Origin of the sequence: Marinibacterium profundimaris, from assembly GCF_002210095.1 — a bacterium.
In the GTDB taxonomy this organism is placed as follows: domain Bacteria; phylum Pseudomonadota; class Alphaproteobacteria; order Rhodobacterales; family Rhodobacteraceae; genus Marinibacterium; species Marinibacterium profundimaris.
On the sequence record NZ_AQQR01000002.1, the window covers coordinates 171,708 to 190,760 of the forward strand.

Here is a 19,053-nt window from a genome sequence, read left to right on the forward strand (position 1 = left end):
TTGGTTGATCCCTGGGTGCGATAGCTCGGGTTGAATAAGCCAAGTCTCGCAGGAAGAAAAGTCAGCAGTATTGACCTATATAGGGGTAAAAGAGGGCGCCAGTACAGATTCTGACGCTCCGGGATGCATTTTTAGGTCACGAACCGGACCTATTTAGCGAATTTCTTTCCCCAGTGGCATCTTATACACCTTGGCCAACCTCTTGCACAGGATCTCTTTCCACATGCCGCTGTTCCACATTGTCCTGCTCGCCGTGATCCAGGGCCTGACCGAGTTTCTGCCGATATCTTCGTCGGGTCACCTGATTCTCTTGCCCGGGCTGACCGGGCTGGAAGACCAGGGTCAGCTGATCGACGTGGCGGTGCATATCGGGACGCTCTTCGCCGTGATCCTCTATTTCCGCCAGGATGTTGCCGTGGCCATCGGCGGGCTTGGCCGGCTGGTGAAGGGCAAGGTCGATACCCATGGCGCGCGGCTGGCGATCGGGCTGATCGCCTCCACCGCGCCGGTCATGGCGGTGGGCTTCATCCTGCACGCTACGGGGCTGGACCAGGCGATGCGCTCGGTCGCGGTGATCGGGTGGTCGATGCTGATCTTCGGGCTGGTGCTGTACTGGGCGGACCAGAAGGGGGCCGAGTACAAGACGGCCGAGGACTGGCGATTCCGCGATGCGATGGCGATGGGGCTGTGGCAGGCGGTGGCGCTGATCCCGGGCACCTCGCGGTCGGGCATCACGATCACCGGCGGGCGGCACCTGGGCTACAGCCGGGAAGAGGCCGCGCGGCTGGCCATGCTGATGTCGATCCCGACGATCCTCGCCTCGGGCGGGCTTTTGGGGCTGGACGTGATCGAGGCCGGAGACTGGACGCTGGCGCAGGATGCCGGGCTGGCCGCGGTGCTGGCCTTTGCCGCCGCGCTGCTGGCGCTGTCGCTGATGATGCGGTTGTTGAAGACGGTCAGCTTCACGCCCTACGTCATCTACCGCGTGATCCTGGGCACCGGGCTGCTGATCTACGCCTACGGCTGGCTCTGATTCCGGCCACCGGGCATGAAAAAGGCCGGTCGCGCCGGCCTTTGATCACCTGCTTCAACCATCAGGCCCTGAGGGCACGCGCGATCAGATCTTCAGATCGCGCGCGGATTCCTTGATCTCGGCATATTGGCCCGAGGGGCGGAAGCGCCACAGGTAGTCGGGCAGCACCGCCTCCATCGCGACGGGATCGACGCCCAGGTCCTGCAGGCCCTTGGCATCCTCGGCCACCACGTTGTCGGTCGACAGGTTGGCGATCTGGTCCCGCGTCAGGATCGTGTTCGAGAACAGGCCCAGCGTCAGTTTCTCGGCCAGGCTCAGGCCCGCGGCCATCCCCTTCGCGGCAAAGCCCGGCATGTTCATCACCAGCCGGCGGCGGCGGATGATGGTCAGCATGTTCTGCATCAGCTCGCGGAAGGTCATCACGTCCGGGCCGCCCAGCTCATAGATACCGCCGGGCACCCCGCCCTTCAGCGCCTTCTCGGCCGCCTCGGCGACGTTGTCGACATAGACGGGCTGGAACTTCGTTTCGGCACCCACGACTGGCAGGACCGGGCCCAGCCGCGTCATCTGCGCGAAACGGTTGAAGAATTCGTCCTCCGGCCCGAAGACGATCGAGGGGCGCAGGATCACGGCACCGGGCATGTGTTCCAGCACGGCGGCCTCTCCGGCAGCCTTGGTCCGGGCATATTCGCTGTCGCTGTCCGCGTCGGCACCGATGGCCGAGATCTGGACCAGCGTGCCGATCCCCTTCTCTGCGGCGATGCGGGCGATTCGCTCTGCGCCCTCGGCCTGCACGGCCTCGAAGCTGTTGGCGCCGCTTTCGGTCAGCACGCCGACGCAGTTGATCACCGCGTCCGCGCCGGTCATCACGTCGGCGACCGACTCGTCGTTGCGGATATTGCAGAACACGGGCTCCACCTGTCCGACAACGCCGTATGGCTTGACGAACAGCGCCTCGTTCGGGCGCCGGGTTGCCACGCGGACACGCCAGCCCGCCTTGGCCATACGCCGCGCAACATAACGGCCGATGAACCCGGATCCGCCATAGATCGTGACCAGCTTCGACATGGGGGGCCTCTCCTTTGTCTGCACTTCCCTTGGAATTACCGTTGCAAGGCCCCTCGAACAAGGCGCAAATCGCCGCTTGCCCCAAGACGGGTCCTTCGCGGCCCATGTAATGCGAAAAACTTTCCAGAAAGCGTTTGACACCCCCCGCGACTATCCTTAAACGCCGCTCTCACGTTACCTGCCCAGGTGGCGGAATTGGTAGACGCGCTGGTTTCAGGTACCAGTGACTTCGGTCGTGGAGGTTCGAGTCCTCTCCTGGGCACCAAGCTCTCCGGAGCGACGAAAAAGCGCCGCAACCTTCGGGTTGTGGCGCTTTTTCGTTGGGCCGGCCCCGGTTGCCGCATTCACGCGCAGGCCCATGAGACAAAGGGCGTCCGGCCCGTGCGCGCCCCGTCCGGGATACCCGAAGGGGTATAGGCGGGAACCCCCGCACGGCCGGCCTCGTTTCCTTCACAATATGCGCCCGCGAGGGTTCAGCACGATGGAGGATCCAATGACAATCCGAGCCCTGACTTCGACCACAGCCGTGGCAATCTGCCTGACGCTCAACGCACCGGCGGCCATGGCCCAGGGCAACCGCCCCTTCCCGTGTGTAGCCCCGACCGGTGTCGTGACGGAAAACCCCCGCGAGTTGTCCCAACAGCTGATGGAGATGGTCAGAGACCCCGCCATCATCGGCCGTGGCGGCCCCGACAGCATCCAGGTCTGTTCCGCCGGCGCCCTGCAGCGCGGCGTCGACCGGGGCGGAGACGCGCTTCAGGCCGCGATCGGCAACAGCTCGGACGAAGTGCGGCGCGAGCTGACGGCGCTCGGCGTGCTGGCCGCACCCGCCAACCAGGGCGAGCTTCCCGCCCCGGGCGCGGAGGAGCCGCCCCGGCAGGCCGAGGCAGACGCGCCCCGCGCGCAGGAAGAGGCCCCGGGCGAGCCGCAGAACGCCCAGGCCGATCCGGACACCGCCAACCCGCCGGCGGCCGAGCGTCAGCAGCGTGCGCAGGGTAACCAGGATCAGCCCCGCAATGGCAACCGCCAGCAGCAGGCCGGAAACGACCAGCGCGCCAATCCCGCCCGCCAGCAGCAGGCGCAAGACGATCAGTCGGCCAACGGCAACCGCCAGCAGAACGCCCAATCCGCGAATGCCGACCGCCAGGTCGGCGAAGCCGGGCAACAGCAGCTGACCGATGCCCAGCGCCAGCGGCGCGCCCAGGCCCGGGCCGAGCGCCGCGAAGCGGCCGCCGCCGCCCGCGCGGAACGGCAGGCCGCCGCCGGTGAAGAGACCGGCGAAGAGGCGCAGGCCGAGGTGCAGACCCGCACCGTGGCCGAAGAGGACGTGCGCCGCGCCGATGAGGATTTCGACACCGCCGTGAACGAGAACGTCCAGGCCCAGGCGCAGGACAACGACGACGACGAGGGACTCTCGACCTTCGAGAAAGCCCTGCTGCTCGGCCTCGGCACCGCCGCGGTCGGCGCCTTCCTGAACAACGGCGACGAGGTCGTCTCGAACTCGGGCGACCGGGTCGTGGTGGAGCGCGACGGCGAGTTGCGCGTGCTGAAGAACGACGACGAGCTGCTTGCCCAGCCGGGCGCGGAAGTGGCGAGCCAGACCTACCGGGACGGCTCCACGCGCGAGACGATCACCTATGAAGACGGCCGCCAGGTCATCACCGTGCGTGGCGCGGACGGCACCGTGCTGCGCCGCAGCGTGATCCGCGCCGAGAATGGCGAAGAGGTCGTGCTTTTCGATGACACCCAGGCCGCCGATCCGATCGATTTCGACACCCTGCCGGAACCCGATTCCGTGGCGTTCCGACAGGCCGCGCCGATGGATGCCGATCAGCAGGCGCTGGAACGCGCCCTGCAGGCCGCCATCGCCGATGACGTGGGCCGCCGCTTTTCGCTCCAGCAGGTGCGCGACTACAAGCAGGTGCGCGCGCTGGCGCCCGAGGTCGAGCTGACCGCCGTAACCTTCGCGACCGGCTCCGCCGCGATCCAGCCAAGCCAGGCCGATGCGCTGGCCGACCTGGGCCTGTCGATGCGCGACATCATCGCCAGGGAACCCGATTCGGTCTTTCTGATCGAAGGGCATACCGACGCGGTCGGCAGCGCCAGCACGAACCTCGCCCTGTCGGACCGCCGGGCCGAGACGGTGGCTCTGGCCCTGACCCAGTATTTCGACGTGCCGCCGCAGAACCTGATCACCCAGGGCTACGGCGAGACCGATCTGAAGGTGCAGACCCTGACCGACGAACGCGCCAACCGCCGCGCGGCGGTGCGCAACATCACCGGGCTGCTCTACTGATCCCGGCACCCCCCGGAAATGGAACGGCCGGCCTCCTGGGGCCGGCCTTTTCGTGTCAGCCCATCCGCTCGGACGCGTAGGAGCCGGGGCTGGCGGGAAAGACCACCGTCTTGTCGTCGTTCATGAAGCAGCGGCGGTGGATATGGGCATGGACGGCCCGCGCCAGCACCTGCGCCTCGACGTCGCGACCGAGCGAGACGTAATCCTGCGGGCTTTGCGCATGGGTCACGCGGACGGTGTCCTGTTCGATGATGGGGCCTTCGTCCAGATCGGCAGTCACGTAATGCGCCGTCGCCCCGATCAGCTTCACACCACGCTGATAGGCCTGCTTGTAGGGGTTCGCGCCCTTGAAGGACGGCAGGAAGGAATGGTGGATGTTGATGATCCGCCCCGACATCTTCTGGCACAGCCCGTCGCTGAGGATCTGCATGTAGCGGGCCAGCACCACCAGTTCGGCGCCCGATTCCTCGACGATGGACAGCAGACGCGCCTCGGCCTCGGGCTTGTTTTCCTTCGTGACCTTCACGTGGTGGAAAGGGATGTCGTGGTTCACCACCAGCTTCTGGTAGGTGTGGTGGTTCGACACGACACCGACGATATCCACCGGCAGCGCGCCGATGCGCCAGCGGTAGAGCAGGTCGTTCAGGCAGTGGCCGAAGTTCGACACCATCACCAGCACCTTCATCCGCTCGCCGGCGTCATGGATCCCCCAGTCCATGTCGAAGGATTGCGCGACCGGGACGAACCCCTCGCGCAGGGCCTCAAGGCCCGTGCCGGTTTCCGGTGTGCAGGTGATCCGGGCAAAGAAGCGGCCGGTCTCGGTGTCGTCGAACTGGGCGGCATCGGTGATATTGCACCCATGGTCGGCCAGGAAGCCTGAAACGGCGGCGACGATCCCGCGCCTGGACGGGCATTGAACGGTAAGGACGTATGTCGTCATGTGGGGTTCCCCGGTTTGTGCTGCGCTGCGGCGCAGACGCTGGGGTATTCCTCTATGCGTCTGGTTTGGCGGTCAATTTCGGATGCGACCTGTCAGGCGCGTTCTACGGCGCGGCGGCGTTCCGCAGCGGCACCGCGGTCCATTATCCGACACGCGGCGACGCGGATCGGGGACGGCGCGGCTAACCCGGGCCGCGGGGCCCGGCGTCCTTCACGCGAAACAGCCGCGCCGCGATGGGCGCGCCGGTGATCACCAGCAGGATCCGGGTCAGGTGATGCACGATGACAAAGCCCAGGTCCGCACCGGCGATGATCGACAGCACCGTCATCTCGGCCTGCCCGCCCGGCGCGAAGGCGAGGAATCCGTTCACCGGCTCGGCCAGGCCCAGCATCACCACCAGTTCGGTGAACAGCGCCGCCAGCGCCGCCAGCAGGACCACAAAGAGCACCCCGGCGCTGACGATCCGCCGCAGCTCCAGCAGCGTGACGCCGACATAGCCGACCCCGATGCCCATCCCGATAAAGAACTGCGCGGCCAGGATCGCTTCGGCCGGGGGGCGCGAATGGATCAGCCCGGCCAGCGACAGCACCGCCGTCACGATCATCGGCCCAAGGATCGAGGCCCCGAACAGCCCGATCCGCTCGCCCCCCTTCCATCCGACCAGGGCCGCCAGCAGCATCAGCCCCATCTCGGACAGCGGCAGGCTGGCCGCCGGGGCGCCGATCGGGTTGGAGAGCGAGACGCCAAAGCCGTGGGTCAGGATCAGCGGCGCAAGGGTCACGATGATCAGAACCCGCGTCGCGTGGATCAGGGACAGCGCGCGCACGTCGCCGCCGGCCTCGGTGCCGAAGATCACCATGTCCTGCAGGCCGCCGGGCATGGCCGCATACCAGGACGTCGCCCAGTCGAAGCCATAGACCTTGCGGAAGAAGGGCACGCCGACGCAGGCGATCACCGCGATGTAGATCGGGATCAGGGAGACCGAGAGCGCCATCTGTGGCAGCCGCCCGATCACCTCGGGCGTGACCGAGGCGCCCACCGCGACGCCCAGGATCGTCCGGAAGGCCACGCCGAATTCGCCCAGCCCCTTCAGCGGCATCCCCGCCAGCGCCGCCACCAGGCAGGCGAACATCGGCCCGAAGAGAAACGGCAGAGGCAGGGACAGCCGCTGGAACACCCCCACCCCCAGCACCGCCAGCACGATGGTCAGGATCCGGCGGTGGGTCGGGGAAAGTCGGTCGCGCATAAAGTCCGAGTCGGTTTGTGGTCCAGTTGCATTCGGTTGTATCCCACTGTATCCCAGTTGCAAGGGAGAGGGCCCAGCCATGACGGAGACCACGAGCGGCCAGGGGCGTGAGGCCTATGCCAGGCTGATCGACGACATCAAGGCGGGCACGCTGAAACCCGGCGACCGCCTGACCGAGGCAGATCTGGCCAGGCGGCTTGGCCTGTCGCGCACGCCCGTGCGCGAGGCGATCCGGCAGCTGGAATCGGACGGGCTGGTGACCCATGTGCCGCGGGTCGGCGCCGCGATGCGCAAGCTGGATTACCGCGAGGTCAGCGAGCTTTACGAGATGCGCGCCGTGCTCGAAGCCACGGCGGCGCGGTTCGCTGCGCGCGCTGCCTCGGACATCGAGCTGACCGAGCTGGAGACGATCAACGACGAGATGCGCGCCGCCCGCGACGACGTTGTCCGCCTGCAGGAGGTCAACCGCCAGTTCCACGCCGTGCTGCTGGAAGCCGCGCGCAACCGCTACCTGCGCCGCGCGGTCGAAGCGGTCTACAAGACGCTGCTGATCCTTGGCCCCACACCCATGGAGGACGGCCTCCGCGCCGACGAGGCCATCGCCGAACACGACCGGGTGATCGCCGCCCTGCGCGCCCGGGACGAGACCGGCGCCGAAGCCGCGATGCGCGCCCATGTCGAGGCCGGCCACCGCGCCCGCCTGCGCCAGTTCCGCGCCCGGTCCTGAACGGCGGCCCCCCCCTTGCAACCGGCCTGCCCGCGCGGCACCCTGTTATCGCAACCGCTTCCGGCGCGCGCCCGAGGGGCGGAGACGGGAGAATATGGGGGGAACATCATGCGCATCCTGTTCACCGGCGGCTCGGGCAAGGCCGGCCGCCACGTCTGCCGCTATCTGCGCGACCAGGGGCACCGGGTCGTCAATGTCGACCTCACGCCGCTGGACGAGCCCGGCATCGACAACCTGACCGCCGATATCACCGACAGCGGATCGATGTTCAACGTCCTGACCAGCTACGCCGATTTCGACGAGCTGGAACCCGGCACCGGCGTCCCCCGCTACGATGCGGTGGTGCATTTCGCCGCCATCCCCCGGATCCTGATCGCCCCCGACCAGGAGACCTTTCGCGTCAATACGCAGGGCACCTACAACGTGATCGAGGCGGCGGTGAAACTGGGCATCCGCAAGATCGTCTTCGCCTCGTCCGAAACCACCTATGGGGTCTGTTTCGCCGACGGCACGGCCGATCCCGACGTCCTCCCGGTGGAGGAGGATTACGACGTGAACCCGATGGACAGCTACGGCCTGTCCAAGGTGGTCAACGAGGTCACGGGCCGCAGCTTTCAGCGCCGGTCAGGCGCCGACATCTACGCGCTGCGCATCGGCAACGTGATCGAGCCCGACGAATACGACCGCTTCCCCGGCTTCTTCGCCGATCCCGGCGTGCGGCGGCGCAACCTGTTCTGCTACATCGACGCCCGCGACCTGGGCCAGATCGTCGACCGCTGCCTGAAGACAGACGGGCTCGGCTTTCAGGTGTTCAACGCCGGCAACGACACCAATTCGGTCAACATCCCCAATTCCGAAATCCTCGCCCGGTTCTTCCCCGGCGTCCCCGTCACGCGGGAGCTGGGCGAAAACGAGGCCCTGTTCTCGAACCGCAAGATCCGCGAGATGCTGGGGTTCGTCGAAGAGCACGACTGGCGCAAATACGTCCCGGAGGATCAGCATTGACCAAGGTCGGTTTCATCGGTTTGGGGCTCATGGGCCACGGCATGGCCAAGAACATGCTGGAGGCGGGACACGAGATGGCCGTCATCGCCCACCGCAGCCGCACCAACGTCGAGGATCTGATCGGCCGCGGCGCGACCGAGGCGGAGAGCGTGGCCGAGATGGCGCGGAAGGCAGAGGTGATCTTTCTCTGCGTCTCGGGCAGCCCGCAGGTCGAGGCCAACGTGCTGGGCCCCGATGGCATCCTGGAAAACGCGGCCAAGGGCAGCATCATCGTGGATTGTTCGACCTCGGACCCGGTGAGCACCATGAAGCTGGCCGGGATGGCCGCCGACAAGGGCATCGGGTTCGCCGACGCGCCGCTGGGCCGGACGCCGAAGGAGGCCTGGGAGGGCAAGCTGGACACGATGGTCGGCGCCGATCCCGAGACCTTTGCCAGGATCGAGCCGCTGTTGCACGCCTGGGCCGGCAATGTCGTGCACCTGGGCCCGGTGGGTCAGGGCCACAAGATGAAGCTGATCAACAATTTCATCTCGCTGGGCTACGGCGCGCTCTATGCCGAGGCGCTGGCGATCGCGCGCAAATCCGGCCTGTCGGCCCAGCAGTTCGACGCGGTGATCGGATCGTCGCGCATGGCCAACGGCTTTTACGAGACCTTCATGAAATGGACGCTCGAGCGGGACGAGAACGCACATCGCTTCTCGATCACCAACGCGCACAAGGACATGTCCTACATGTCGAACCTTGCCGTCAGCCTGGGCGCGGTGAACCCGGTGCAGGCGGCCGTGCGCAACAGCCTCGCGGCGATGGAGGCGGCGGGCCAGGGCGACCGGTTCCTGCCGATGCTGGCCGATTTCATCGCCGAGACCAACGGGCTTCCGGGTGATGCGTCAGAGGACGAGAGCCCCGGCAAGGGCTGAAGGACAGGCGCAGCCGATGCCGCTCACCTGACCCGGCGCTGCCGCCGCGCGCGGCCCGCAGGCATCCGATTTCATCTTGTCCGGGCATGGCTTCCGGTCCAATAATCCGCGGGCAATGGCCAGGATCTTCAGCCCGGACATCTGCTGAACCCGACGCATGCAGGTCGCATGTAGGAAGGTCCGAAGTCACGCATGCGCAAAGCCTGGGCAACAGAGCGCCACGACCCCTGCTATTGCCCGCGGTTGAACCGCCTTGCTGCTCATGCTCGTTAATATTGAGTGAAATTACGACTTGAATCCAGATATTGGGGTGGACGAAAACAAGCGGCCCCCTAGATCACCATCGATATTGCCGGAGTCCGCCTTGCCCCTTGATAATCCTGCCGCGGCCGATGCCTCCCTCCGGGACAGGCTGCGGTCCGACACAGCCGAACTGCACCATGCGCTGGATGCGGCGCTGGGGGCATTCGACCTGCATGCGCCCGAGGGGCTGGCGGGGTTCCTGCGCGCGAATGAACGCGGGTTCGCGGCCCTGGGCGCCTCGACCCTGCTGGAGCCCGAAGACCCCGCGCACGACACCGCCTACGAGGATGCGACGGACGCCGCCTTCGACGGCAGGGCCCTGGCGGCCGACCTGGCGGGTCGGCTGCGCGCGGACCTTGCCGGGCTGGGCGCGGCCACGCGTCCCGCGGCCGCCCCGCTCAGCGCGCTGTGCCCGGTGGCGGTGGATTACGTCGTGCTCGGCTCGCGGCTTGGCAGCACGGTGCTGGCCCGCCACTGGCGCGCCGCCACCGATCCCCGCGTGCGCGGGGCCGCGGCCTATTTCAGCGCGCCGGCGCGCGTGACGGAATGGCAGGCGTTCTGCAAAAGAACATGCGACATGCGGCCCGACGGTGCCGACGCGGATCGTATACTGGACGACACATGCCGGATCCTTCGACTGTTTCTCGACGGTGCGCTCCCGAGGCACCCTTCCCAAAGCTCTGATTTCTGACACACCATGGCTTCTGACCCTTTCGAACAGCGCCAGTCCCAAGCGGGACAGCCCGTCGACCTGACCAACTGCGACCGCGAACCGATCCACGTCATCGGCCATGTCCAGCCCTTCGGGATCCTCCTGGCCGTGTCCCCCGACTGGATCGTGGGGCATGCCTCGGCCAATGCCGGCACATTGATGCCGGCGGACGCCGACGCGCTGATCGGTCAGCCGCTGTCGGCGCTGCTGCCGGCGCAGACCATCCACGACCTGCGCGCGCGCCTGCAGATGCTGACCCACGAGGACGCCATCGCCCGGCTGTTCGGGATCGACCTGATGCGGGACGGGCGGCTTTACGACGTGTCGATCCATCGCTCCGCACGGAACTACGTGTTCGAGTTCGAGGCCTCGGTCAACGGCGGCGGCCAGAGGGTGCAGGACAGCGAGCTGGTGCGGTCCCTGATGGGCCGGATCCAGCGGCAGACCACCGTCGAACGGATGGCCCGCGAGGCTGCGCGCGGGCTCAAGGCGCTGACCGGCTTCGACCGGGTCATGGTCTATCGCTTCAACGAGGACGACACCGGAACCGTCATGGCCGAGGCGCTGGAGCCCGGGCAGGCGCCGTTTCTCGGGCTGCGCTACCCGGCCAGTGACATCCCGAAGCAGGCGCGCGCGCTTTACAAGCGCAACCTGCTGCGGTTGATCGCCGACGTGAACGCCGAGACCGTCCCGATCCTGCCCACGCATTCCCCCGACGGGCACGCGCTGGACCTGTCGCTGTCGGCCACACGCGCGGTGTCGCCAATCCACCTGGAATACCTGCGCAACATGGAGGTCGGCGCCTCGATGTCGGTGTCGATCCTGAGCAAGGGCAAGCTGTGGGGCCTGCTGGCCTGCCACCACCGCGAACCGCATTACGTGGATTACGAGACGCGCTCGGCCGCCGAACTGTTCGCCCAGCTCTTCAGCTATGAACTGACGCAGCTAGAGATGAACGGCGAACTGGCCGAGATGGACCGCGCCCGCGAGATGCACGACCGGCTGCTGGCGCAGATGACCTCGCAGCCCGACGTGACCAGCAGCCTCGACACCATCGCCAAGGCGATCGAGGAGGTGGTCGAGTTCGACGGCATCGTCGCCTACTGGGACGGCCAGTTCCGCGCCATCGGCTCCACCCCGACCGAGGAAGAGTTCCTGGGCCTCGTGCGCTTCCTGAACACGGCGCAGGCCAGTTCGGTCTTCACGACGGACTGCATCTCGAACCGCTATCCGGCGGGGGCCGGTTTCGTCGATCGTGCCGCAGGCCTGATGGCATTGCCGATCTCGCGGCAGCCGCGGGATTACATCGTGCTCTTCCGGCGCGAGATCGCGCGATCGGTGTCCTGGGCCGGGAACCCCGAAAAACCGGTCGAGGTCGGCCCCAACGGCCAGCGCCTGACCCCGCGCCGCAGCTTCGAGGCCTGGCAGGAGATCGTGCGCGGCACCTCGTCGCCATGGCGCCCGAACGAACGGCGCGCGGCCGATGCGCTGCGGGTCACGCTTCTGGAAATCGTGCTGAAGCTGGCGGACGAGGCCAATGCCTCGCGCAAGCGGGCTCAGCAGCAGCAGGAGCTGTTGATCGCCGAGCTGAACCACAGGGTGCGCAACATCCTGAACCTGATCCAGGGTCTGGTCAGCCAGGGCCGGGGCGATGCCGCCACGATCGATGCCTATTCCGACGTTCTGAATGCGCGGATCCATGCGCTGGCCCGGGCCCATGACCAGCTGACCTCGAAAAGCTGGACCTGGGTGCCGCTGAATTTCCTGGTCGAAACCGAAACCCGCGCCTACCTGAATGCCCAGTCCGACCGGGTGCGCCTGACCGGGGACACGATCGACCTGTCTCCGGCGGCCTTCACCACCATGGCCCTGGTCATCCACGAGCTGGTAACCAATTCCGCCAAGTACGGCGCGCTCAGCGACAGTTCCGGCACCGTGGACCTGAGTGTGACGCTGGACCGCGACGGCGCTGCGCTGCTGCACTGGCAGGAACGCGGCGGCCCGCCGGTGCAACCGCCCAAGCGGCGTGGCTTTGGCACAACGATCATCGAACGGTCGGTTCCGTTCGAACTCAAGGGAGAAGCAGATGTCGATTTTCTTGTCTCTGGCCTGCAGGCGCGGTTCCGCCTGCCGGAAGCCGTCGTGAAGCCGGCCGAGCTGGCACCGGAACCGGCAGAAGCGCCGGTGCACGTGCGGCCCCGGTCCGAGGTGAGGCTTGAGGGCGAGGCCCTGGTGGTCGAGGACAACATGATCATCGCGCTGGATGCCTCGGACGGGCTGACGGATCTGGGCGCCGAGCGGGTGCATACCGCGGCCTCGGTGGCGCAGGCGCTGGCGATCCTGGACCAGGTGCCGATCCGCTTCGCGCTGGTCGACGTGAACCTCGGGTCCGAGAATTCGCTGCCCGTGGCCGAGGCCTGCGCGGCGCGCGGCATCCCCTTCGCCATGGCCACCGGTTATGGCGAAAACGAGGATCTGCTGGCCGATTACCCGCCGGCACCGGTGTTGCGCAAACCCTACGACGTGGAACACGTGCGCGCGGTTCTGGCCGATCTCTTCGCCTGATCGCTGGCCTTGATCTCTGGCCCTGATCGCCGGCCCGTACGGGGTGTCCGGGCGGGCGGCGGCGGCCGGGAAAAGGCGCCGTGCGCGCCCGCTTCGGGCCGGGCCGCACGGTGTGGCACCCGGACGCCACAGGTTAAAGTTGACCTAAATGCGGGGAACCTGTCGGGAACCCGGACGCCCGGGCAGGCGTTCCGGGACCATGACACACCGTTCCAACCTCCCCTTTCCACCCTTCCCGGTCGATGCCGGGTCCGAGCGGCGCTGCGGCGTCGAAATCGAATTCTCGGGCCTGACAGAGCTGGATGCTGCGAAGATCGTCGCCCGGACGCTGGGCGGCGAGGTGGTTGAAAGCGGCCATCGCACCTATGACATCCGCAACACCGCGATCGGCACGCTCAAGGTCGAGCTCGACACCGCGCTGCGCAAGGCAAGCGCCCGCCCCCTCATCGAAATGGGGCTGGACTTGGCGCGCCGCGTCGTGCCTGTCGAGGTCATCACGCCGCCGCTGACCCCCAAGGAAATGCCGCTGCTGGACAGCCTGCGCGAGGCCCTGCGCAAGGAAGGCGCGCAAGGATCGCGCGACGGGCTGTTCTTCGGCTTCGGCGTGCACCTCAACCCCGAGATCCCGTCGGACCCGCTGGACAGCTCGCGCCTGATCCTGGCCTATGGCCTGATCGAGGACTGGCTGCGCGCCACCTACCCGGTGGACACGACGCGGCGCTGGATGCCCTTTGTCACGCCGTGGCCGCACAGCCTGGTGGATGCCCTGGTCAGCGTTCCGGATGCGTCGCTGGACGACCTGTTCTCGATCTATTCCGACCACACCGAGACGCGGAACCACGGGCTCGACCTGATGCCGCTGTTCCGGCATCTGGACCCCGACCGGTTCGACGTGGTCGTCGCTGGCGGCGAATCCGTCTCGGCCCGCCCCGCCTTCCATTTCCGCCTGCCCGACTGCCGGATCGACGAAGCCGGCTGGTCGCTTGCCGAACCCTGGGCCTGCTGGTGGCAGGTCGAGAGACTGGCACAGCGGACCGAGCTGCTGTGGACGCTCTGCGACGACTGGCAGGCCTTCCGCTACGCGACCCGCCCGATGCGCGGAGAAGCGCGCGACGCCTGGGCCGACCAGGTTGCGCTGCGCATGGGGGATGGCGGTCAGAAGTCGGCCGCATGACCCGCCCTGTCATCGGAGTAACCACATCGCGCCGCTCCGGCTGGCGCATCTTTCCACTGGTCAACCTGAACCTCCGGCTTGCCGGGGGCCGAGGCCTGCGCTGGGGCGCGGGCCGTCCGGCCGACCTGGACCAGGTCGACGGCGTCATCATCGGCGGCGGCGACGACATTTCGCCCGATCTTTACGGCGGCACGCCGGTGATCGGCGTGCGGCTGGATCCCGAGCGTGACGCGCTGGAACGGCGGCTGGCCGAAGAGGCGATCGCCCGAAACATCCCTTTGCTCGGCATCTGCCGTGGCGCGCAGATGCTGAACGTGGCGCTTGGAGGCGACCTGGACCAGGACGCCTGGGCGACCTTCGGTTCCGACAACAAGATCCGCACCATCCTGCCCCGCCGCCGCATCGACGTGCTGGACAAAACGCAGCTTGCACGGATCGCGGGACAGGAGGACATGAGCGTCAACGCCCTTCACACCCAGGCGGTCCAGTCCCTGGGCGAAGGGCTTCAGGTGTCTGCCCGGGACGAATTCGGTATGATCCAGGCGGTGGAACGGTCGCGCGATCCCTTTGCGCTGGGGGTGCAATGGCACCCCGAGCACCTGTTCTACGCCCGCCGCCAGCGCGCGATCTTCCGCGCGCTGGTTGTCGCCGCAAAGGCGCGGGCCGAGGCCCGGAACCAGGGGCGCGCCGTGCGCGAGGATGCGGTGCACGCCTGATCCCGCCTGACAGGACAGCGCAAAGTCGAGACAGGCCAGGAGCCGCGGGCTGTTCCTCGCGGCTTTTGCATGGCGGGAAGCGGCTTTTGGGCGTTGAACAGACGAAAGCGAGGCAGCTTTTTCGCCCTCGGGCCCCACCCCGCCAACCAAGAGCCGCGCGACCGGAGGGTCCGTGTGAACCGGACAGCTCCCCCGAACCTCAGGCAGCCCGGCGCATAAAAAAAGACCGGCCGGAAAGATCCGGCCGGTCGTTCACTTGTTAAAGCCTGTCCGCTTACTGCATCATGCGGCGAGGTTCAGGTGCAGCACGTGATGCTCACCGACGTCCGGATCGCCTTTTTCATCCGACATGGCGGCGCGCATCATCTTCAGCCCCACGACGACCGGGTTGCCATCAGACACCCAGACCGACGCTTCGCGCGGCGTGTAGCGCAGAAGGGTCACCTTCGGGTCATCACGGCCGTGCTCGAACCAAGCTGCGGCGCCGTAGCTCCACAGCTCGTCCAGCTTTTCGGCGCTGTCATAGACCACCAGGCTGCCCTGAAGGCTGGCCTGGTAATCACCGCTCGGCGCCTGCAGGGTGAACCCTGCCTCCGCCCCATGGCCGATGGCGGCCACGAGGTCGGTGTCCGAAGAGGTGATGAACCAGATGCTTTCCGTGCCCGGGTCCGCATAATGGGTCATCGGCTGGGGGTGTTGCCCCGAATCCTTGACCCAAAGCATGCCGACCCGCGTGTCATCCAGCTTGTCCCAGAGTTGCCCCTTGGCCTTCACCGGATCTTCGGTCCGCGTGGCCATGGCTTACACCTCGGCCAGGATATCGTCCACGCTGCGCTTGGCTTCTTCCTTGGTCTGGCCATAGCGCTGCTGCAGCTTGCCTTCGATCTGTTCACGATCGCCCTTGGCCTGCTCCAGCTCGTCATCGGTCAGCTCGCCGTACTTCTCGCGCAGCTTGCCTTTGACCTCGGTCCATTTACCCATGATCTGATCATTGTTCATAGCGTCACTCCTTTGCGGTCTGCGACTATGTCTCAGGCTAAATGCCTGAAAACGTTGAGCTATTCCTTGGGGATAGCGGCGCACCGCTGTCGCCCGTCTTGTATGGTAAGAACGTCTCGGACGCGGCGAAGTTCCTGAAAATCGCGCGCGTCGCCGCGATTTCGATCAGACCAGATCTTCGGTCACGCCGGGCAGATCCGTCTGCAGATCGGCCAGCGCATCGGGCGCATGGGGCACCAGGAAACCGGTCCGGTTCACGGGTTGGCGCATGCCGTTGCGGATGATCTCCTTGCCCCACCATTGCTGCAGGGTCTTGGGATCCTGCGCCTCGGGCGGGATCTCGTCGAACCACCAGTGCCGGAACAGGGCCGCGCGCAGGGCGGCGATGCGGTCGGGGTCCTCGATGCGGATTGCGGCCTCGGTATCCCAGTGCATCGAGCGGCCGTTGAGGTTGGCCGAGCCGACCATGGCGAAGTCCGCGTCCTGCACCAGCAGTTTGTTGTGGACGTAGACGATGGGCGAGCCGGACGATGACTCTACCGTGTCACGCGCGGCATAGCGCGGCTGGACAGGGCTGGCGAAGGTCGCGCGGTCGCCAAAGGCGTCCTTGATCCGGGCAATCGCCTCGGCCTGCCTGGCCATGCCGAACTGGACGTCGATTTCCCGATTGCCGAAAAAGGCCACCTCTTCCGGCAGAGAGGGCAGCACCACCACCAGGCGCAGGTCCGGGGTCTTTCGCCCGGCCTCCGCCAGCGCATCGGCAATGATGGAGGAGCGCAGGAACTGGGTTTCCACGTAGATCAGGTGTTTCGCCCGCCCGAAGGCCGCCAGGTGATCGTCCTGTATCTCGTGCAGGACATTGCGGGGCGACAGGAAGGGGAACTGCACCTTTCGTGGGGCCGACATGGTCCGGCGCAGACGGTTCAGCTGTGAAGGCTGCGCCCGGCCCGAGGTGACCTCGAGCATTTCCTTCAGGTGGCGGCGTCCCTCCTCGGCCTCGGGGCCGCGGATCATCAGCTGCACGTCGGACCAGGTATGGGCCGCGGGGCGGTCGTGGTCCGGCGTGTCCCAGCGGCGTTCGTTCAGGTCGAGCCCGCCGACATACAGCACCTTGCCGTCGATCACCGCGATCTTCTGGTGGTGACTTACGGGGCTGAGCACCGGCAGGCGGTCGGGATCAAGCCGCACGGCCTGCAAGCGGCGGCGCACACCCTTGATCTGGCGGAGCTTCTCGCGCCACTTCATCGCCACCGCCGGCAGCAGCGCGACCCAGGGCAGCAGCCCGGCCTCGGCCCTGTGCAGATCGGCGATCACACGCAGCTGGCCCGGCGCGGGCCGGGCGATTTCCGCCAACGCCCCGGCCTGGCGCTTGGTCTGCCAGGTCAGTTCGTGCAGCTCTGTCGCCATGACCGGATCGAAATCGGACACGATCAGCGTGACCGAAACGCCGCGTTCCAGCGCATCGGCCAACAGGTCGAACCAGGTCTCGCCGATCGCCCGCGCCTCTGCACTGCGCAGCTTCGTGCGCATGTCAAAAATGCGAAAGCCGCCGATGATCTCGCTCTCGGCGGCCAGTACAGCCCTTTCAAAGGCGGGCCAGGCTTGCGCCGCCGTAATGAGGACCTCGAAATCGTCCATGAGTTCGGTCCTGAGTTTACTGTCGCATGTCGTTGGTGAACTCGGCGCGCTTGAAGTGCACACCATAACGATAAGTCCGTTCGTCCTGCTCTTGTTCCGCCCGCGCCTCGAGTTGACTGATGAAGGCCCGCATCAGCCGCGTTCCCAGGCCGCCCATCCCGGTGTCGAAATCGTTCTCCGGCAACAGGCGCTCGCCAAGGGTGTTTTCCAGCATGAAATAGACCATGTCATCGTCGTCGACCGACAGGGTCACCCGGATCTTCGCCGGGCCGGTGTCGGGCTTGCCGGCATGCTTGATCGCGTTGGTCATCGCCTCCGAGAACAACATCGACAACGGCACCGCCTGGTCGGGATACAGATGCACCTCCTGCAGGTCGGTTTCGATCTCCAGCCCCGATTCCGGGCCCAGCGGCGCAAGGTCGGCCAGCAGCGTGCGGATCAGCTCGGCCGCGTCGATCGTCGTTGTCTCGGCCCCGGTGTAAAGCGAGCGGTGCAGCGTCGCCAGGCCGCGCACCCGGCGCTGCAGGTCGGCCAGGATGCGGCGCGCCTCTTTCGAATGGGTCAGCCGCGACTGCATGTTCATGATCGAGGCAATGAGCTGCAGGTTGTTCTTCACGCGGTGGTGCACTTCACGCAGAAGGACCTCCTTGTCGCGGAGGTCCTGTTCCTGCTTTGCCTCGGCCTGGGCCAGCAACAGGATCATCCTGTTGAAGGCGGTTTCCGCCGCCTTGAGCTCGTCCGGTGGGCGATCCAGTTCGATCCGGCCGCCCGAGAGCCGCCCGAGCGCGTGCTGCCGCATCGCCGAGGCAAGGGCCGAGACGTGGCGGATCACCAGGCGTTGCACCCCGAAGAAGGCGACGCCCATCCCGGCCAGCCACATCAGCAGCGGGAAGGTGACCGACAGGCGCGCACGCCAGAGCGCATGGCCGTCCACGGCCACCGCGGCGGGCCAGCTGCCCACGATCGCGGCCGAGCCGGGCACGATCTCGGAGATGGCGAAGACGCGCCGTTCTCCGTCGTTGCTCCAGCCCTCGAAGGTATCGCCGATCCGATCGAACAGCGCTTCGGGCAGGACGCCCGTCGGCATATGGGCCTCGGCGGTCTCGGTGCCGCCGGTGGCAGAAATCACCTGCCCCCTGTTGTTGATCGCCGCCAGGTGCAGCCCGCGCTCGGTGGATTCGTCGTTCAGAAGCGCGTCGGCGATCCGCGAGGGGATCGAGATCATGACATAGCCTTCGACGGCCCCCTCGCGCTGGACGGCATCGGCCACGACAACCACGGGAATGCCGGTCACGCGGCCGCGGCCAACCAGTTCGATATGCGGCCCGCCGCTTTCTACGACGCCCTGGAAAGCCTCGGAATCGAGGATGTTGATGCCCGTCGCGCGCGAGGCGCAGACGATGTTGCCCATGGGATCGGCAAAGCCGGCATAGGCAAACCTGGGGTGGAATCGAACGAATTCAGCCAGCAGGGAATCGCATTCGTCGCGCAGCTCTTCGAGCCCCAGGGCGGACATGCCCTTGGCCGCGCCAAGGGCTTCGCGGATCAGTTCCCGTTCGGCGGCCGCCGCGCTTTCGGTTTCTGCCTGAAGCGCGGCCTGGTTCAGCCGCTCCGCCTCGTCGACAACGGCCCGGGTCTGGTAGACGGAGATAAGCCCCAGCGGAAGCAGAGCGAGGGTCAACAGGATCACCAGCTGCCCTGTCAAGCTCCGCAT

General features: G+C 66.8%; 16 protein-coding genes and 1 tRNA gene. 10 read left to right on the plus strand and 7 right to left on the minus strand.

Annotated elements, in window-relative coordinates; genetic code table 11:
- Positions 1-223 precede the first annotated feature (223 nt).
- Positions 224-1,033: an undecaprenyl-diphosphate phosphatase gene (locus tag ATO3_RS05715; protein WP_088648867.1), complete on the plus strand. Its 810-nt coding sequence runs from the start codon at positions 224-226 to the stop codon at positions 1,031-1,033.
- 84 nt (positions 1,034-1,117) lie between these two features.
- Here ATO3_RS05715 and ATO3_RS05720 read toward each other — a convergent pair whose 3' ends face one another.
- Entirely contained in the window at positions 1,118-2,101 is a 984-nt protein-coding gene (locus ATO3_RS05720) for a complex I NDUFA9 subunit family protein (protein WP_088648868.1), read from the minus strand.
- Between the two features lie 180 nt (positions 2,102-2,281).
- Between ATO3_RS05720 and ATO3_RS05725 the strand changes: the two genes are divergently transcribed.
- Both ATO3_RS05725 and ATO3_RS05730 read left to right on the plus strand, forming a co-directional pair.
- Positions 2,282-2,366, plus strand: a tRNA-Leu gene (locus tag ATO3_RS05725).
- Positions 2,367-2,594: 228 nt separating this feature from the next.
- Positions 2,595-4,397: an OmpA family protein gene (locus tag ATO3_RS05730; protein WP_158217911.1), complete on the plus strand. Its 1,803-nt coding sequence runs from the start codon at positions 2,595-2,597 to the stop codon at positions 4,395-4,397.
- Positions 4,398-4,452: 55 nt separating this feature from the next.
- Here ATO3_RS05730 and purU read toward each other — a convergent pair whose 3' ends face one another.
- Both purU and ATO3_RS05740 read right to left on the minus strand, forming a co-directional pair.
- The gene (purU, locus tag ATO3_RS05735) at positions 4,453-5,337 is read right to left on the minus strand and encodes a formyltetrahydrofolate deformylase (RefSeq protein ID WP_088648870.1); all 885 of its coding nucleotides are present in this window, start codon (positions 5,335-5,337) and stop codon (positions 4,453-4,455) included.
- A 181-nt stretch (positions 5,338-5,518) separates the two neighbouring features.
- Positions 5,519-6,583, minus strand: coding sequence for an AbrB family transcriptional regulator (locus ATO3_RS05740; protein WP_088648871.1), 1,065 nt, complete (start codon positions 6,581-6,583; stop codon positions 5,519-5,521).
- Between the two features lie 79 nt (positions 6,584-6,662).
- On the opposite strand from ATO3_RS05740, the gene ATO3_RS05745 reads away from it, so the two are divergent.
- From ATO3_RS05745 to ATO3_RS05775, 7 genes are all read left to right on the plus strand, one after another.
- The gene (locus tag ATO3_RS05745) at positions 6,663-7,310 is read left to right on the plus strand and encodes a GntR family transcriptional regulator (protein ID WP_088648872.1); all 648 of its coding nucleotides are present in this window, start codon (positions 6,663-6,665) and stop codon (positions 7,308-7,310) included.
- 108 nt (positions 7,311-7,418) lie between these two features.
- Positions 7,419-8,315, plus strand: coding sequence for an NAD-dependent epimerase/dehydratase family protein (locus ATO3_RS05750; RefSeq protein ID WP_088648873.1), 897 nt, complete (start codon positions 7,419-7,421; stop codon positions 8,313-8,315).
- Positions 8,312-9,232, plus strand: coding sequence for an NAD(P)-dependent oxidoreductase (locus tag ATO3_RS05755; protein ID WP_233152041.1), 921 nt, complete (start codon positions 8,312-8,314; stop codon positions 9,230-9,232). Before ATO3_RS05750 ends, ATO3_RS05755 begins: the two co-directional genes overlap by 4 nt.
- Positions 9,233-9,596: 364 nt before the next feature.
- A complete protein-coding gene (locus ATO3_RS05760; RefSeq protein WP_088648874.1) occupies positions 9,597-10,226 on the plus strand; it encodes a heme oxygenase-like domain-containing protein in 630 nt (209 codons plus the stop codon).
- 6 nt (positions 10,227-10,232) lie between these two features.
- On the plus strand, positions 10,233-12,812 hold the full coding sequence (locus ATO3_RS05765; RefSeq protein ID WP_088648875.1) for an HWE histidine kinase domain-containing protein: 2,580 nt from the start codon (positions 10,233-10,235) through the stop codon (positions 12,810-12,812).
- 199 nt (positions 12,813-13,011) lie between these two features.
- Positions 13,012-13,986 carry an amidoligase family protein gene (locus ATO3_RS05770; RefSeq protein ID WP_158217912.1) on the plus strand — a complete coding sequence of 325 codons (975 nt, stop codon included), beginning with the start codon at positions 13,012-13,014 and terminating at the stop codon, positions 13,984-13,986.
- Complete coding sequence (locus ATO3_RS05775; RefSeq protein ID WP_088648877.1) at positions 13,983-14,702, plus strand: gamma-glutamyl-gamma-aminobutyrate hydrolase family protein; 720 nt, start codon at positions 13,983-13,985, stop codon at positions 14,700-14,702. Before ATO3_RS05770 ends, ATO3_RS05775 begins: the two co-directional genes overlap by 4 nt.
- A gap of 282 nt (positions 14,703-14,984) precedes the next feature.
- Here ATO3_RS05775 and ATO3_RS05780 read toward each other — a convergent pair whose 3' ends face one another.
- From ATO3_RS05780 to ATO3_RS05795, 4 genes are all read right to left on the minus strand, one after another.
- Complete coding sequence (locus tag ATO3_RS05780) at positions 14,985-15,500, minus strand: pyridoxamine 5'-phosphate oxidase family protein (RefSeq protein WP_088648878.1); 516 nt, start codon at positions 15,498-15,500, stop codon at positions 14,985-14,987.
- A 3-nt stretch (positions 15,501-15,503) separates the two neighbouring features.
- Complete coding sequence (locus tag ATO3_RS05785; protein WP_088648879.1) at positions 15,504-15,701, minus strand: CsbD family protein; 198 nt, start codon at positions 15,699-15,701, stop codon at positions 15,504-15,506.
- A 165-nt stretch (positions 15,702-15,866) separates the two neighbouring features.
- Complete coding sequence (locus tag ATO3_RS05790; protein ID WP_088648880.1) at positions 15,867-17,339, minus strand: phospholipase D family protein; 1,473 nt, start codon at positions 17,337-17,339, stop codon at positions 15,867-15,869.
- Positions 17,340-17,355: 16 nt separating this feature from the next.
- Complete coding sequence (locus ATO3_RS05795; protein WP_158217913.1) at positions 17,356-19,053, minus strand: sensor histidine kinase; 1,698 nt, start codon at positions 19,051-19,053, stop codon at positions 17,356-17,358.